14 protein-coding genes are annotated in these 14,244 nt (G+C 43.6%); 11 read left to right on the top strand and 3 right to left on the bottom strand.

What is annotated here, in order from left to right:
- Positions 1–17 precede the first annotated feature (17 nt).
- Positions 18–857, top strand: a complete 840-nt coding sequence (tatC, locus tag MJ612_RS15450) for a twin-arginine translocase subunit TatC (RefSeq protein ID WP_187033759.1) — start codon at positions 18–20, stop codon at positions 855–857.
- Complete coding sequence (rpiB, locus tag MJ612_RS15445; RefSeq protein ID WP_187033760.1) at positions 857–1,294, top strand: ribose 5-phosphate isomerase B; 438 nt, start codon at positions 857–859, stop codon at positions 1,292–1,294. Before tatC ends, rpiB begins: the two co-directional genes overlap by 1 nt.
- Positions 1,295–1,301: 7 nt before the next feature.
- Here the strand turns inward: rpiB and MJ612_RS15440 are convergent, their stop codons facing one another.
- Positions 1,302–2,705, bottom strand: coding sequence for a hypothetical protein (locus tag MJ612_RS15440; protein ID WP_187033761.1), 1,404 nt, complete (start codon positions 2,703–2,705; stop codon positions 1,302–1,304).
- 101 nt (positions 2,706–2,806) lie between these two features.
- On the opposite strand from MJ612_RS15440, the gene rbfA reads away from it, so the two are divergent.
- The 8 genes from rbfA (at position 2,807) to MJ612_RS15400 (ending at position 12,147) form a co-directional block, all read left to right on the top strand.
- Positions 2,807–3,211 (top strand): 30S ribosome-binding factor RbfA, encoded by a 405-nt coding sequence (rbfA, locus tag MJ612_RS15435; RefSeq protein WP_187033762.1) that lies wholly within the window; start codon positions 2,807–2,809, stop codon positions 3,209–3,211.
- A gap of 20 nt (positions 3,212–3,231) precedes the next feature.
- Positions 3,232–4,041, top strand: coding sequence for a class I SAM-dependent methyltransferase (locus MJ612_RS15430; RefSeq protein ID WP_187033763.1), 810 nt, complete (start codon positions 3,232–3,234; stop codon positions 4,039–4,041).
- Positions 4,042–4,149: 108 nt separating this feature from the next.
- Positions 4,150–5,373, top strand: coding sequence for an ABC transporter permease (locus MJ612_RS15425; RefSeq protein ID WP_187033764.1), 1,224 nt, complete (start codon positions 4,150–4,152; stop codon positions 5,371–5,373).
- Positions 5,374–5,572: 199 nt separating this feature from the next.
- Complete coding sequence (locus tag MJ612_RS15420) at positions 5,573–8,500, top strand: DEAD/DEAH box helicase (RefSeq protein WP_187033765.1); 2,928 nt, start codon at positions 5,573–5,575, stop codon at positions 8,498–8,500.
- A 227-nt stretch (positions 8,501–8,727) separates the two neighbouring features.
- Positions 8,728–9,168 (top strand): SRPBCC family protein, encoded by a 441-nt coding sequence (locus tag MJ612_RS15415; RefSeq protein WP_187033766.1) that lies wholly within the window; start codon positions 8,728–8,730, stop codon positions 9,166–9,168.
- A gap of 67 nt (positions 9,169–9,235) precedes the next feature.
- Entirely contained in the window at positions 9,236–10,711 is a 1,476-nt protein-coding gene (gene crtD, locus MJ612_RS15410) for a 1-hydroxycarotenoid 3,4-desaturase CrtD (RefSeq protein WP_187033767.1), read from the top strand.
- Positions 10,712–10,716: 5 nt separating this feature from the next.
- Complete coding sequence (locus MJ612_RS15405; RefSeq protein ID WP_187033768.1) at positions 10,717–11,397, top strand: carotenoid biosynthesis protein; 681 nt, start codon at positions 10,717–10,719, stop codon at positions 11,395–11,397.
- A gap of 141 nt (positions 11,398–11,538) precedes the next feature.
- Positions 11,539–12,147 carry a TetR/AcrR family transcriptional regulator gene (locus MJ612_RS15400; RefSeq protein WP_187033769.1) on the top strand — a complete coding sequence of 203 codons (609 nt, stop codon included), beginning with the start codon at positions 11,539–11,541 and terminating at the stop codon, positions 12,145–12,147.
- A 54-nt stretch (positions 12,148–12,201) separates the two neighbouring features.
- Here MJ612_RS15400 and MJ612_RS15395 read toward each other — a convergent pair whose 3' ends face one another.
- Both MJ612_RS15395 and MJ612_RS15390 read right to left on the bottom strand, forming a co-directional pair.
- Entirely contained in the window at positions 12,202–12,444 is a 243-nt protein-coding gene (locus MJ612_RS15395; protein WP_187033770.1) for a DUF6952 family protein, read from the bottom strand.
- A gap of 5 nt (positions 12,445–12,449) precedes the next feature.
- Positions 12,450–12,770 (bottom strand): thioredoxin domain-containing protein, encoded by a 321-nt coding sequence (locus tag MJ612_RS15390; RefSeq protein ID WP_187033771.1) that lies wholly within the window; start codon positions 12,768–12,770, stop codon positions 12,450–12,452.
- A 302-nt stretch (positions 12,771–13,072) separates the two neighbouring features.
- Here MJ612_RS15390 and prfA point away from each other — a divergent pair, with 302 nt between their 5' ends.
- Positions 13,073–14,149 carry a peptide chain release factor 1 gene (prfA, locus tag MJ612_RS15385; protein ID WP_187033772.1) on the top strand — a complete coding sequence of 359 codons (1,077 nt, stop codon included), beginning with the start codon at positions 13,073–13,075 and terminating at the stop codon, positions 14,147–14,149.
- The last annotated feature ends 95 nt before the right edge of the window (positions 14,150–14,244 follow it).

Genomic DNA, 14,244 nt, shown 5'->3' with positions numbered 1-14,244 from the left:
TTACGGGATTCTAATTAATGGATCAAAAATACCTGGATGAGGAACCGAAAGAGATGTCCTTTGTGGACCATCTCGAAGAGTTGAGATGGCATCTTATACGAGCGGTCGCCTCTATCTTTATATTTTCAGTTATTGCTTTTTTAGCTAAGAGCTTTGTTTTTCATGACATAATACTAGCCCCTGCCCGCACAGATTTCCTTAGCTACAGGGTAATGTGCGACTTGGGCAATGCATTAGGTTTAGAAGCTTTTTGTATTGATAAACTTGGGTTTACGATACAAAGCCGGCAAATGAGCGGGCAATTCTCAATGCACATGCTGGTATCGGTGGTGCTGGGGCTAGCATGTGCGTTTCCTTATGCATTCTGGGAAATATGGCGCTTCGTGAGTCCGGGCTTGTATGATCAGGAACGGAAGAGCTCCAGAGGAGCAGTGTTTTTCGTGTCGTTGCTGTTTATACTTGGTTTGTTGTTTGGGTACTATGTGGTATCTCCAATGTCAATTAACTTTTTGGCAGGTTATCAGGTAGATCCTTCTATAGTTAACGAGTTCGACCTGAACTCTTACATATCAACGCTAACCACACTGTGCCTTTCCTGTGCCTTCATGTTTCAGATGCCTGTGATAGTATACTTCTTTACAAAGGCAGGCTTACTTTCTCCGGAAGTGATGAAGCTATACCGCAGACACGCAGTTATCGTAATATTAGTTGTTGGTGCAATCATTACACCTCCGGATGTGATAAGTCAACTGCTTATATCAGCTCCATTGATGTTGCTATACGAAGCTAGTATAATGGTATCCCGGTACATCCGGAAAAGTGACCTAAAGAAACTTAATCAAAATAATACGATCTGATGAGTTACAACATAGCAATTGGCGGCGACCATGCCGGTTATACATACAAAAAAGCCTTGATAAAGCTACTGATTGATCTGGGGCATGAAGTGCAGGATTTCGGTCCAGGTTCAGAGGAGTCGGTTGATTACCCGGACCATGTGCACCCCTTGGCAAAAGCAGTAGTAAAAAAAGAAGCAGACTTTGGTGTGCTTATCTGTGGAAGCGGAAACGGAGTAGCCATGACTGCTAATAAATACCCTCAGATAAGAGCGGCCCTTTGCTGGTTACCCGAGCTTGCAAAACTCTCCAGAGAGCATAATGATGCGAATGTGCTTTGTATACCAGCCCGATTTGTATCAGAGAAGGATGCCGAGGAAATGGTAAAAGTATTTTTAACTACAGAGTTTGAAGGTGGCCGCCACCAAAAAAGAGTTAACAAGATTGCCGACTGCTAGTCGGCAATTATTGTTTTAACTGGTAAGTATACTGCTCTCCGGTAGGCTTATAGTTACCGAAAGCTTCAGGAAGCTTGTACTTTAATTCCTTCATGAGGCCAGCTTTATCTATGATATAAGCCGGTTTCTCTGTTTTAAAGTTCTGGTATATCTTAAAAACAGCTTCATATTCATTTAGCCTACCAAAATGGCCTTGAGCCAGTTCCCAGTTCAGGTAAGGTGTGGCAGGTTTATTCTGTAGGTAATATCGGGTATCATCTCCTAATACTAACACTGTTTCATTTCTGGGGCTATTAGGTAAATCTGCACCAGAAATAAGTTGAGAATCTGATAATTGAAGCAATGTGCTGATGCCCAATAGGTCGCGGTAACGGATCAGTAATGTGCCAATAAGCAACAACACGAAGCTCACACTTAATATCCATTTCTTAACCTGTATGGTAAACAGGTATTCCCCAAAATAAGCAATAGCGGGTAACAGAAGTATAAATGTATTGGCCGATATCTCATCACGGGAAATAATAAGTAAAACACTTACTAATAGCCAGACCCACATCACCTGCTGAAACTTAACCTGAAACACCAAGCGCTGCGGTAAAGATAAACTTGACATAACCGCGAAGGAAAGTACGACCAATGGCAGCAGCATAAGCTTAGCCAAGTCAGCAGGTGGTAAGGCAAAAGTTACCTTAAACTGCCACGGGCGGAACAGGTGTAGCTCTGTAAACTCATTTAAAGTGCCGGTGTAGAAATAGAAAGTAAGCAGCATTGCGTACGGGAAAACAAATCCGCAGAGCATGAGCAGTACACTTCTGAAGGTGTTGGATGCAAACAGCAGCACGGCAAATATGCCAACCAGCAAGTATAAACTGAGTGGCAAATAGCATAGCGCAGCAAGTCCAAGTATAAAACCACCCACAAACAACCTGTTATTCTCTATTCCTTCTCTGGATATAGTCAGAAAGTAAGGCAGCGAAAGTATAACGAAGGTATGACCAATGAGTAATGGGGTAAGCATACCAAACTCATAAGTGATGCTGCCAATTATAAGATATAAAAGAGCAGGTATGTAACTTCGGGTGGCAAAGACCTGGTGCCGGTTAAGTATAAAGTTAAAAGTAAGTGCCTGCACCAACACCAAAGTGAGGGCTACAATACGATAAGTAAACACGGAACGGCCTGCTATCAGATCAATAAGCCAGTATATCAGTGCGCTCAGCGGAGCAGTGTTATCATAAATCTCTGCATACATTACATAGCCATCTGCCATTCGCTCCCCTATCAGCATGTATAAAAGTTCCTGTACTGTACCAGATGTAAGGAACAGGTACAATGGTAACTGTATAGCCAGGAAAAGAAAAATCAGCGAAAGTAAACGGGAGAGCCGTACGCTTTTAAAGTAACTAACCAAGGAAAGAGAGAGTTAGAGAGAACTATAAACCAATGCACCTGAAATGAATAAGGCGCTTTTGGGGTAAAAATGCGAAATTAATATGATATTTGCATCTTCGTATGGAAAGTAAAAGACAACAGAAATTCTCACGCCTGATACAGAAAGAACTGGCGGAAGTTTTTCAGAGAGAAACTACACACCTTTTTGGTGGCGCTTATATCTCTGTAAGCACAGTTCGTGTTTCGCCGGACCTTGGCATGGCCCGCATTTACCTGAGCGTAATGCTGGCACCAAATAAGGAAGAGCTGCTGCAGGAACTGCGCGTGAACACTAAAACAATTCGCCACCATCTAGCACAACGCATTAAAAGTCAGGTAAGAATTATTCCTGAGTTAGTGTTTTACCTCGATGACAGTGCTGAATATGCTGCACACATCGACAAATTATTTGATGGTATTGAAATCCCGCCAGAAGACAAGGACTACGACACCGACGATTATATCGAAGATATCGACAACAAATAGCAATTTTTCGCTTCACCCTTATGCAATACGACCCTATAAAGCGGGTTTTAGGAGATGTTTTCAACAAAACTCCTTTCCTGCGTCGTGTATTTTTTAACCTGTTAGATTTACTGCTGCTGCGTACATGGCATGTGCACAAAGAACTGCGTCAGTGGGCTGGTAACCGTCGCAACCAAGAGCAGAATATATTAGATGCCGGTGCCGGTTTTGGCCAGTATACCTACCATTTATCCAGTATGAGCCCGAAGTGGAATATACTTGCCGTAGATGTAAAGGAAGAACAGGTATCAGACAATAACCAGTTTATGCGTGCACTTGGTCGCCATAACGTGCTGTTTAAAATTGCAGACCTGGTTCATTTCCGTCAGCCCGAAAGCTACGACCTTATACTTTCAGTGGATGTGATGGAGCATATTCTGGAAGATGTAGATGTGTTCAAGAATTTTTATGCATCGCTTCGTCCGGGTGGTATGCTGGTGATTTCAACTCCTTCTGACCAGGGCGGCTCTGATGTGCACGGCGATGATGAAACCTCTTTTATTGAGGAACACGTACGCGATGGCTACAATATAAATGAAATTCAGGATAAGCTACGCTCAGCCGGATTCAGTAAAATGGAAGCTCGGTACTCGTATGGCAAGCCAGGGCAAATCTCCTGGAGGTTATCGATGAAGTACCCGATGCTGATGCTGAACACGTCAAAAGTGTTCTTTATCCTGCTGCCGTTTTATTATCTTGTTACGTTCCCGTTCAGCCTTATACTTAACTGGCTGGATGTAAATAACAGACATGCATCCGGTACTGGTCTGATCGTGAAAGCCTGGAAGTAAGTATAGAATTACGAATTACGAATTACGAATTACGAATTCATTTTCTTAAGCAACTATAGTTTGGCTGGAGATCCGAAACACTAAAAACAATACACGAACAACGAAAATTTGAACGTCCCTTTTCTCATAGCGAAACGCTACTTTTTCTCTAAAAAGAAGCGGAACATCATCAGCATTATTTCCAATATTGCGATGATAGGCGTAGCTGTGGGCTCTATGGCGCTCATTATAGTGTTATCAGTTTTTAATGGCCTGGAAGACCTTATCCGGAAAATATACTCCAGTTTTGACCCCGATCTTAAAATTACGGTTGTAGAAGGTAAGGCTTTTGAGACAGACACCGAGTTCATGAACCGCATCAGGCGTATGCCGGGCGTGGCTGTAGTGTCAGAAGTGATAGAAGATAATGCCCTGCTCCGTTACAACGACCGCCAGATGGTAGTTAAAGTAAAAGGTGTAAGTGAAAACTTCTTCCAGCAGAACGAGATCGATACCTCGGTAGTAGAAGGCCATCATCACCTGATACAAAACGATACTTATTATGCGCTGGTGGGCCGTGGGGTGCAATACCAGTTATCTATAAAGCCGGGCAACCAGTTTGTTCCGATGCAGTTTCTGTATCCGCGCAATACAAAGTTTAATCCCATGAATCCCGAAGGTGCTTTCAACAGCATGCCTATACTTCCGGGCGGGGTATTTGCCATAGAGCGGCAGTACGATGATGCCTATGTGTTTGTGCCGTTAAATTATGCTGCAGAGTTGCTGGAGTACGGTCGTAAACGCACTGCCCTGGAAATTAAAGTAGATGAAGGCTATCGCATAGAACAAGTAAAACAATCTCTGCAGGAACTATTAGGTGAGAAGTTCAGAATACAGAACAGCGACGAACAGCATACCAGTTTGCTGAGAGCTGTTAAGGTAGAGAAACTGTTTGTATTTGTGACGTTTGCGTTTATACTTTTCATTGCATCGCTCAACATCTTCTTCTCCCTTTCGATGCTCGTGATCGATAAGAAGAAGGACATTGCCATACTTGCCTCAATGGGAGCGACAGCTACTACTATTCGTAATATTTTCCTTTTTGAAGGTGCGTTGGTGGCATTTATCGGGGCAGCTTATGGCTTATCGATGGGGATGCTGATCTGCAATCTGCAGCAGACATTCGGTGTTATCTCGATGGGAATGGCGACTTCGCTGGTAGAGGCTTACCCTATTAAAATGGAGATACAGGACTTTATATTTACGGGTGCAGCCATCGTGCTGATTACACTTCTGGTTTCTATCAGGCCGGCTCGTAAAGCAGCAGCCATGTCCGTGACCGAGAATATCTAATCTTCTTTTTATACTCACTCGTTCTTTTCTTTCTTCCAGCCACAGCTGCTCTTTTTATAATACACGTGATGTTATAAAACATTAACCGCTACCTGCAGGTTATTGGCTGAAATTATGCATGCATACTTGCGAAAAGCCCGATTTTAATAGGTTCTGACCTGAAAGATGGGTACATTCGTAGTCCGAAACTGAATCTGGAATGAAAGTTTTTACCACCCAGCCTTTTCAGGTAGTTTATTCCCTTTTAGAACATGAGTACCTCGGTTACCTGTTCGAATCTTTTGTAGTGCAGGTAAACTCGCGTGGGCAGCTTACACTGCAGCACCAGAATATTTCTGCTAAAAACGCAGACGAGTTTGGCTCCCGCCTTGATGCAGATGACTTTAAGCTGATGCCGCTGATCGATCAGATTCAGCAGGATGCGGTGCTAAAGCGTTTCTCGCCGAAAAAGATGACCCCTGTCGATTTCTTCCTGAAAGTATACGACCCTGAAAAGGGAGACAAAGCCTTACAGGAAAGTATAATTCATTACATACAGGGGCGCATGGGCAAGATACTGGAACTGCTGCGCGGTAAACAGACTTTTATTATGGGCAAAGATGGAGAGCCAACCTGGCGCAAAATCTCCATTGCACCTGAAAAAGCTTCTGTTCTGTTTCATTTCCACCGTCACGAAGACGGCAGCACACACTACTTCCCAACTATAAAATATGCCGGCCAGAAGCTGGAGTTCATGTTTAAAAATGCTGCGCTTATCTGCTATGAGCCGGCCTGGCTACTGCTGAATAACGTGATCTATAGTTTTGAGAAGCCGATAGATGGTAAAAAACTACAGCCCTTCCTGAACAAGCGCTTTATTGCCATACCACGCACTATTGAAGAAAACTACTTCAGCAAATTTGTGGTGCCTTTAATAGAGTCTTTCGATGTATATGCTACTGCCTTCGAAATCAGGAAAGAGAAGTATAGCCCGGAACCACAACTGACCTTTTCAACTATAAAAGCGGCCCAGGTGTCTGAGCTTCTTTCTGTTTCGCAGCCTGATGGGAAAGCTGACCGCGAGCCGGATAAAATATTATTTGAGCTTGGCTACAAATATGGTGAGCAGGAAGTGCAGGCCGGTGAAAACAAGAAAATAAGTGTAAGCCTGGAGAAGGCTTCAGAGAACTATATTTTTCATAGGCTGCTGCGCGATACGGCACGGGAAAAAGAGCTTTGTAAAGAGCTTAACAACCGCGGCCTGGAAATGAAGAATGGTAAGGCTGTGTTGGAGAAAAGCGCTGCCTTTGCCTGGTTGGGAGCAAACATTACAGCGCTCGAAGAGAAAGGCTATACTATAAAACAATCAGATAAGAGCGGGAAGAACTACTTTATTGGTGATGTAGCCGTGGAAGTAGGTATAACGGAAGGCAACGACTGGTTTGATATACATGGTACAGTCAGGTTTGGCGAGTTCAGCATTCCGTTTATCAAGTTAAAGCATCACATTCTTACAAGGAACAACGAGTTTATGCTGCCCAACGGGCAGATTGCAGTAATACCGGATGAATGGTTTACACAGTACATAGAGTTATTTGCTTTCTCGGAAGGTGACGAGCGCCTGACGCTGCGCAAGCACCACATGGCACTGGTAAATGACTTGTATAACGGCAACCTGGCAACCGTAACCATGAGCCGCAAGCTGGAGAAGCTTCGGGAGTTCGAAACAATAGAAGACCATCCGTTACCATCAGGTTTTAAAGGTGAGCTGCGGCCTTATCAGAAGGCGGGATACAACTGGCTGCATTTTGTGCAGAACTATAAATTTGGCGGATGTCTGGCAGATGATATGGGTCTGGGTAAAACCGTGCAAACACTGGCAATGCTGCAGCACCGTAAAGAACATGCAGCTGATTCGGCTTCGTTGCTGGTAATGCCTACTTCGCTTATTTATAACTGGCTTGCCGAAGCACAGAAATTTACACCAAACCTGCGCATATTAAGCTATACCGGCACATATCGCAACAAAGATATTTCTCTTTTCCAGGAGTATGATGTGGTGCTGACATCGTATGGTATTGTGCGCCTGGATGCGGAATTGCTGAAACAGTATTACTTCGATTACATTATTCTGGACGAGTCGCAGGCGATCAAAAACCCGGATTCTACAACTTCTAAAGCAGTAAGGGCACTTAAGTCGAAGCACAGGCTTATACTTACCGGTACTCCTGTAGAGAACAGCACAATGGATCTGTGGTCACAGATGTCGTTCATTAACCCTGGATTGCTTGGTAACCAACACTTCTTTAAGAAGGAATTCCTGAAGCCGATCGAAAAGGAGAAGGATGAACAGAAAACGCGTAAGCTGCACGCGCTCATTAAACCATTTATACTTCGCAGGCACAAATCGCAGGTCGCTAAAGAACTTCCTGAGAAAATAGAGCATACCACCTTCTGTAAAATGACGGAAGAGCAGGAACATGCCTACGAGGAAACAAAGTCGTACTACCGAAACAAGATTCTTAAGAACTTGGAAGAGAACGGGCCGGCTAATACCCAGTTTATGCTGTTGCAGGGTTTGATGAAGCTGCGCCAGATCGCTAACCACCCACTTATGGCTGACCCGAACTATGAAGGGGAATCAGGCAAGATTAAAGAGGTGCTGCGCATGACCAAGAACGTAGTAGGCAAAGGGCATAAGGTGTTAATATTTAGCCAGTTTGTGAGGCACCTGGAAATTGTGCGAACTGCTTTAAACGAGCGTGACATTACGTATGCATATCTGGATGGCAATACTAAAAACCGACAGGAGCAGGTAGAGCTTTTCCAGAAAGATGAAAGTATAAAAGTTTTCCTGATCTCGCTTAAGGCTGGTGGCGTAGGGTTAAACTTAACGGCTGCCGATTATGTGTTTATACTTGACCCTTGGTGGAACCCGGCCGTAGAAGCACAGGCCGTAGACAGAGCACATCGCATCGGGCAGCAGAATACGGTCTTTACCTATAAGTTTATTACCAAAGACTCTGTTGAAGAAAAGATACTGGCGCTGCAAAGCCGGAAACTGCAACTGGTAAACGACCTTATCAGTACCGACGAAAATGTGATCAAGAGCTTGACCAAGGAAGATATAGATAACCTGTTGAGCTAGAGTACAAGCGAGACAAAGTATAAAACGCCGTTGCAAGTATAATTGTAGCGGCGTTTGTTTTTGTAAGCAAGTATAACTTTTGAAGTTGCTGTTAGTTATTCTTTACATAAAGCCTTCTTGTCATCCCGAACCTTGTGAGAAACCTATTTTAAGCTGTATTGGATTTCTCGCTACACTCGAAATGACACTAGGAAAAACAATCAGCAACTAACAGGTAACAATTAAAAGTGCGACTTCATCTTAAAACCAACGTCAGGCAAAACTTTAAGCAGGTGTTTGATGCTTTTGATGAGCAGTTGTTCCGGAAGCTGGCTCCGCCCTATCCTAAACTTAACCTGATCAGGTTTGATGGATCTGAACCAGGCGATATAGTTGAAGTAGAATTACAAACAGGTATAAAATCTTTCCGTTGGAAAAGCCTGATCACCGACAGAAGTATAACTGATAAAGATGCTTATTTTACAGATGAAGGCCAGGTCCTCCCTCCCCCGCTTAAAGTATGGCGTCACCAACATTTAGTAACAAGTAACAGCACCGGGGCAACTATCCACGACATCATTACATACAGCACCGGAAACAGGTTGCTCGACCTGCTGCTTTACCCGCTTATGGTAGCACAGTTTAGCATGCGCAAGCCCATTTACCATAAAATATTTGGTAAAGTATAAACTCCTAAAACCTTTGCAGGGCACTGTCAGTTAGTGCACAGAAACACAGAAATAAGTAACTTACAGTATGGCAAGCGCAGCAATTATAGGAGCCGGTATTGGCGGCATTGCAGCAAGTATAAGGCTGGCCGTAAAAGGCTATGAGGTTACTGTGTTTGAGGCCAATGAAAGCTTTGGTGGTAAAATGCATGAGTTCTGGCTGGGTAACTATAGGTTTGATGCTGGGCCATCGCTGTTTACACTGCCGCACCTGGTAGATGAGCTGTTTATACTTGCTGATCGAAACCCTGAAGATTATTTTACCTATACCCGTTTAGATCTGATTACACATTACTTCTGGCCGGATGGTGCTCAATTAAAAGCTTATGCTGATCCGGAACAGTTTGCCAGGGAAGCCGAGACACAACTAGGAGTATCACAGCAAGCGGTAATAGAAGCGCTTAACAAAAGTGCGCGTCTTTATAAAGGCACCGCCGATACATTTCTGCACAAGTCGCTTCACAAACTAAATACTTACCTGAGCACCGATGTGCTGAAATCGCTGCAGTGTTTGCCTGATTTAGGACTAACAACCACTATGCACGATGCTAACAAAAGCCTTTTTTCTGATCATCGGTTTGTGCAGCTGCTCGACAGGTTTGCTACCTACAATGGATCTGATCCTTATCAGGCACCGGCCACGCTTAATATCATACCACATTTAGAACACGGCATTGGCGCTTTTTACCCGAAAGGAGGCATTTATAGTATAGCAGCAAGCCTGGTAAAACTGGCCGAAGAGCTGGGTGTGCAGTTCAGGTATAACGAGAAGGTAGAGCAGATTTTTGTTACCAATAATAAAGTAACCGGCGTGCGAACTACTACCGGGAAGTATACTGCAGATGTGGTAGTCAGTAATATGGATGTTGTACCTACATATCGCAGGTTGTTACCTGACCAACCGGCACCGGAAAGAACATTACAGCAACCACGTTCCAGCTCAGCCCTGATCTATTACTGGGGCATTAATAAAGAATTTCCGCAGCTGCACCTGCATAACATATTCTTCAGCGGCAACTATAAAACCGAGTTCGAGCATATCTTTAAACACAAAACTATAAGTCAGGACCCAACTGTTTATGTTAATATTACTTCTAAGCTGGAACCTGAAGATGCACCTGCCGGCAGCGAGAACTGGTTTGTGATGGTGAACGTGCCGCACCACCAGGGGCAGAAATGGGAGGAACTGACAGCCGTTACACGTGAAACAGTTTTGCGCAAGCTCAGCCAGATGTTGCACATAGACCTGGAGCCACTAATTGAACAGGAACAGGTGCTGGACCCATTAACTATAGAAAGTCGTACATCGTCGTTTGCAGGGGCACTGTATGGCAGTAGCTCCAATAACAGGTTAGCAGCCTTCCTTCGTCACCCGAACTTTAGTAACAAGCTTAACAGTCTATACTTTTGCGGAGGAAGTGTACACCCGGGCGGTGGCATTCCGCTTTGTCTGCTTTCGGCTAAAATTGTGGCAGATCTGGCTCCGGCACCAAAGTATAAATAAACCTGATGATTAAAAGTATAACTGATAGCGCTACACTTACACCAGCCAGACCTGCTAAAAGGTTAGGTTTCTGGGTTGCCCTGGCCGTGCTTATTATCTTTCATGCAGTAGGTTTCTGGGGTTTGTTATTCAGTGGGCGGCCTATGTACTTTCAGGAGCTTACACCATTAAACCTGCTGCTTACCAATATGCTGCTTTTTAGTCTGCACCGGAACTGGAATGCGCATTTTATACTGTTTGCAACAGTTATAGCTGTAACCGGGTTTTTGGCAGAAGTAATAGGTGTGCACACAGGCTTGCTGTTTGGGCAGTACAGGTATGGCGCGGCTTTAGGTATAAAACTGTGGGAGGTGCCTTTGTTAATAGGGTTAAACTGGTTGATGCTAACGTACAGCACCGGAACTATAGCCGCTAAATTCAACGTAAACCCGTGGGCTAAGGCTTTAATTAGCTCTGCCCTAATGGTGCTGCTCGATTTTTTTCTGGAGCCGGTAGCCATGCACTTTGATTTCTGGAACTGGCAGGGCAATGTAATTCCGTTCTCTAATTATATAGGTTGGCTGTTGCTGGCTTTCCTGATGCAGCTATATTTCCATTTTACTGCTATTTATAAGCATAACAGGCTGGCACCAGTAGTATACCTGGTACAGTTGCTTTTTTTTCTAGGGTTATACTTTCTTATTTAAACTCCTTCCTCACCTTAAAGTCATTTGTAGTTACTGTAAAGTATCTATACTTTTACCTGACCGACCAATTAATCAATAAACTCTCGATTTACGTAAGTATAGCTTCATTGATAAAGCTTATACCTGCTACAGTAATAAACAATGACTTTTTTAGAAACTATACTGGAAGAAATCCTGCAACTTTTTAAACGTGAAGGAATAGAGGCCAATTCCGAAGCCGATATTATCCGGAGGCTGGATATCAGGCAAGCAACCTATCAGGAGCTTTTTGCAAACAAGCAGGATATGGTATTGCAGGTTGTCCGGTTTGATATTGAAAAGCAGAAGCTGGAACAGCAGGAAATGTTATCCAAAGCTAAAAACCCAGTTGAAGAGATTATGATGTTGCTGGTGGATGGTATAACAAAAATGAAGGATATCAATCCTGTTTTTATTTCTGATATGCAGCTTTACCCGGAAGCGTGGCAGGCAAGTATGGATAACCTAAGCAGAAACAACCAGCAGGTAAATGCCGAAATTCTGAACAGAGGTATATTGGAAGGTTACTTCCGCAGGGATATAAACCTGCAACTGGTTACCAAGATTTTACTGGAGCAATTCTTTATGATGATCAACCCTATGGTTTTCCCTCCGGACAAGTATGACCTGGCAGAAGTATTCCGGAGTATTTATTTATACTATGTGCGCGGCATCTGTACCGATATGGGAGGCAAAATGGCTGAAGAATACTTTTCTAAAAATAACTTATAACACAAAGGCCCGGGCTAACTGTCCGGGCCTTTGTGTTAGAGGTATAAAGTATAGCTAACTGATAGAAACCCGCACTTTTTGGGTATAAGCGCGCAAAGCAGTTTTAAAGTCAGCGCCATTATCATTCATTTCATTCAGTATCCAGACGGCGGCTAATACGTGCGTTAGCTGCTCGCCTTCGTCGTCGCCTTCCACTTCAATTGCTAAAGGCTGTTCATCTACAATGGCAGCCTCAGCAGCAACCAGTTCGTCTAGTTTATAGGTTTCTACCAGTTTTTTAATCGCAGGTATTTTCATGGTTATTAAGCATCTAGTTTGTGAATCAGTTCGCGAACAGCTTCTTCTTTGCTGGCAGCTACAGTGTCAACCAATTGTCCGTTTTTAAAGATGGCGAAAAATGGCAGGTTGGTTACGCTGGCTAGCTTACGTGCTTCCGGGCTTGTTTCAGCGTTCACATCCACAAAAGCTATACTTGCAAAAGCTTCGTCATCAGACATACGCTTAAACTTAGGCGAAAACAGGCGGCAGCTGCCACACCAATCAGCGAAGTATTTCACTACCACTTTCTGGTTTGAGTTCAGTACTTGAGTAAAATCGTTGTCAGTTGCTACTATTACAGCCATATTTCTTCTTTTGAATTTTAATTGATCAGAGGAATGTCACTAGTTATTAACTCCTGCCAAAAGTAAATGTTTCAGGTGATACTCTTATAATAGTTTCAATAGATTTAATTTATCCCTTAATAGTTTTTGTCTATAATGTAGCATTCATTATTTGGTTTAAGAGCTTCTGAAACTATACGTGCAGGTTTAAAGTTATAGCTTAGAACAAATTATGGCAGCAGATTTATACTTAGGTGGCAAAATGGATAATAAAATCTATATGCCAATTTTGTATCTTTGCAGCCTAAAACCAGAGAAGCACAATGTTAGATAAATTAGAAGCCATAAACCAGCGTTTTGAAGAGGTAAGCCAGTTGCTTATTCAGCCGGATGTGGCCAGCGACATGAAGAGGTTCAAGGCGCTGAACAAAGAGTATAAAGACCTTGACAAGATTGTAGTTGAATATAAGAAGTATCTGAACATTCTGAGCAATATTGATAATGCAAAGCAGGTAATTGCTACTGAAAAGGATGAGGACTTCCGGGAGATGGCTAAAGAAGAGCTAGATACCCTGTTGCCGCAGCGCGATCAGATGGAAGATACTCTGAAAGAACTTCTGATACCAAAAGACCCTAACGATAGTAAGGATATTATCATGGAAATCCGTGCGGGTGCGGGTGGCGACGAAGCTTCTATCTTTGCCGGTGACCTTTACCGCATGTACAGCCGTTTTGCTGAAAAGCAGGGCTGGAAAATGGAGTTGATGGATGCTACAGAAGGTACTTCGGGTGGTTATAAAGAAATTATAGTTGGTATCACCGGCGACGATGTATATGGCAAACTGAAGTTCGAATCTGGTGTGCACCGTGTGCAGCGTGTACCGGCTACCGAAACGCAAGGCCGTATCCATACTTCGGTGGCATCGGTGGTGGTGTTGCCAGAGGCAGAAGAATTTGATGTGGAGATCGACATGAACGATATCCGTAAAGATCTTTTCTGTTCTTCAGGTCCGGGTGGTCAGTCGGTAAACACAACATACTCGGCGGTTCGTTTAACACACCTTCCAACCGGTATTGTAGCCCAGTGCCAGGACCAGAAATCGCAGCTTAAGAACTTTGACAAAGCGTTGGCAGTACTTCGCTCACGTATTTATGAAGTAGAACTAGCTAAGAAAAACGAAGCCGAAGGTGCTCAGCGTAAAAGCATGGTAGGCGGCGGCGATCGTTCAGATAAGATCCGTACCTACAACTACCCACAAGGCCGTGTTACCGATCACCGTATTGGTTATACAGTTTATAACTTGCCAAACGTAATGGATGGCGGCATCGATGACTTTGTAGAAGAACTGCGAATTGCAGAAAACGCTGAACGACTGAAAGAAGGCGCTACAGCAGAATAATATCTGTAACAGATAAGAGTTATTAAAAAGGATGCAGAAGCAAGTATAGCCGCTACTGCATCCTTTTTCTTTTTTATTGCTAAATTGTTGGGTGT

It is taken from the genome of Pontibacter deserti, assembly GCF_023630255.1.
GTDB classification, from domain to species: Bacteria; Bacteroidota; Bacteroidia; order Cytophagales; family Hymenobacteraceae; genus Pontibacter; species Pontibacter deserti.
The sequence above is the reverse complement of the archived record's forward strand: the minus strand, read 5'-3'. Positions and strand labels throughout refer to the sequence as shown.

What these genes read in the sequence shown, in the direction of transcription:
- tatC (WP_187033759.1), top strand. Translation starts at nt 18, where the DNA reads ATGGATCAAAAATACCTGGATGAGGAACCGAAAGAGATGTCCTTTGTG.
- rpiB (WP_187033760.1), top strand. Translation starts at nt 857, where the DNA reads ATGAGTTACAACATAGCAATTGGCGGCGACCATGCCGGTTATACATAC.
- rbfA (WP_187033762.1), top strand. Translation starts at nt 2,807, where the DNA reads ATGGAAAGTAAAAGACAACAGAAATTCTCACGCCTGATACAGAAAGAA.
- MJ612_RS15430 (WP_187033763.1), top strand. Translation starts at nt 3,232, where the DNA reads ATGCAATACGACCCTATAAAGCGGGTTTTAGGAGATGTTTTCAACAAA.
- MJ612_RS15420 (WP_187033765.1), top strand. Translation starts at nt 5,573, where the DNA reads ATGAAAGTTTTTACCACCCAGCCTTTTCAGGTAGTTTATTCCCTTTTA.
- crtD (WP_187033767.1), top strand. Translation starts at nt 9,236, where the DNA reads ATGGCAAGCGCAGCAATTATAGGAGCCGGTATTGGCGGCATTGCAGCA.
- MJ612_RS15405 (WP_187033768.1), top strand. Translation starts at nt 10,717, where the DNA reads ATGATTAAAAGTATAACTGATAGCGCTACACTTACACCAGCCAGACCT.
- MJ612_RS15400 (WP_187033769.1), top strand. Translation starts at nt 11,539, where the DNA reads ATGACTTTTTTAGAAACTATACTGGAAGAAATCCTGCAACTTTTTAAA.
- MJ612_RS15395 (WP_187033770.1), bottom strand. Translation starts at nt 12,444, where the DNA reads ATGAAAATACCTGCGATTAAAAAACTGGTAGAAACCTATAAACTAGAC.
- MJ612_RS15390 (WP_187033771.1), bottom strand. Translation starts at nt 12,770, where the DNA reads ATGGCTGTAATAGTAGCAACTGACAACGATTTTACTCAAGTACTGAAC.
- prfA (WP_187033772.1), top strand. Translation starts at nt 13,073, where the DNA reads ATGTTAGATAAATTAGAAGCCATAAACCAGCGTTTTGAAGAGGTAAGC.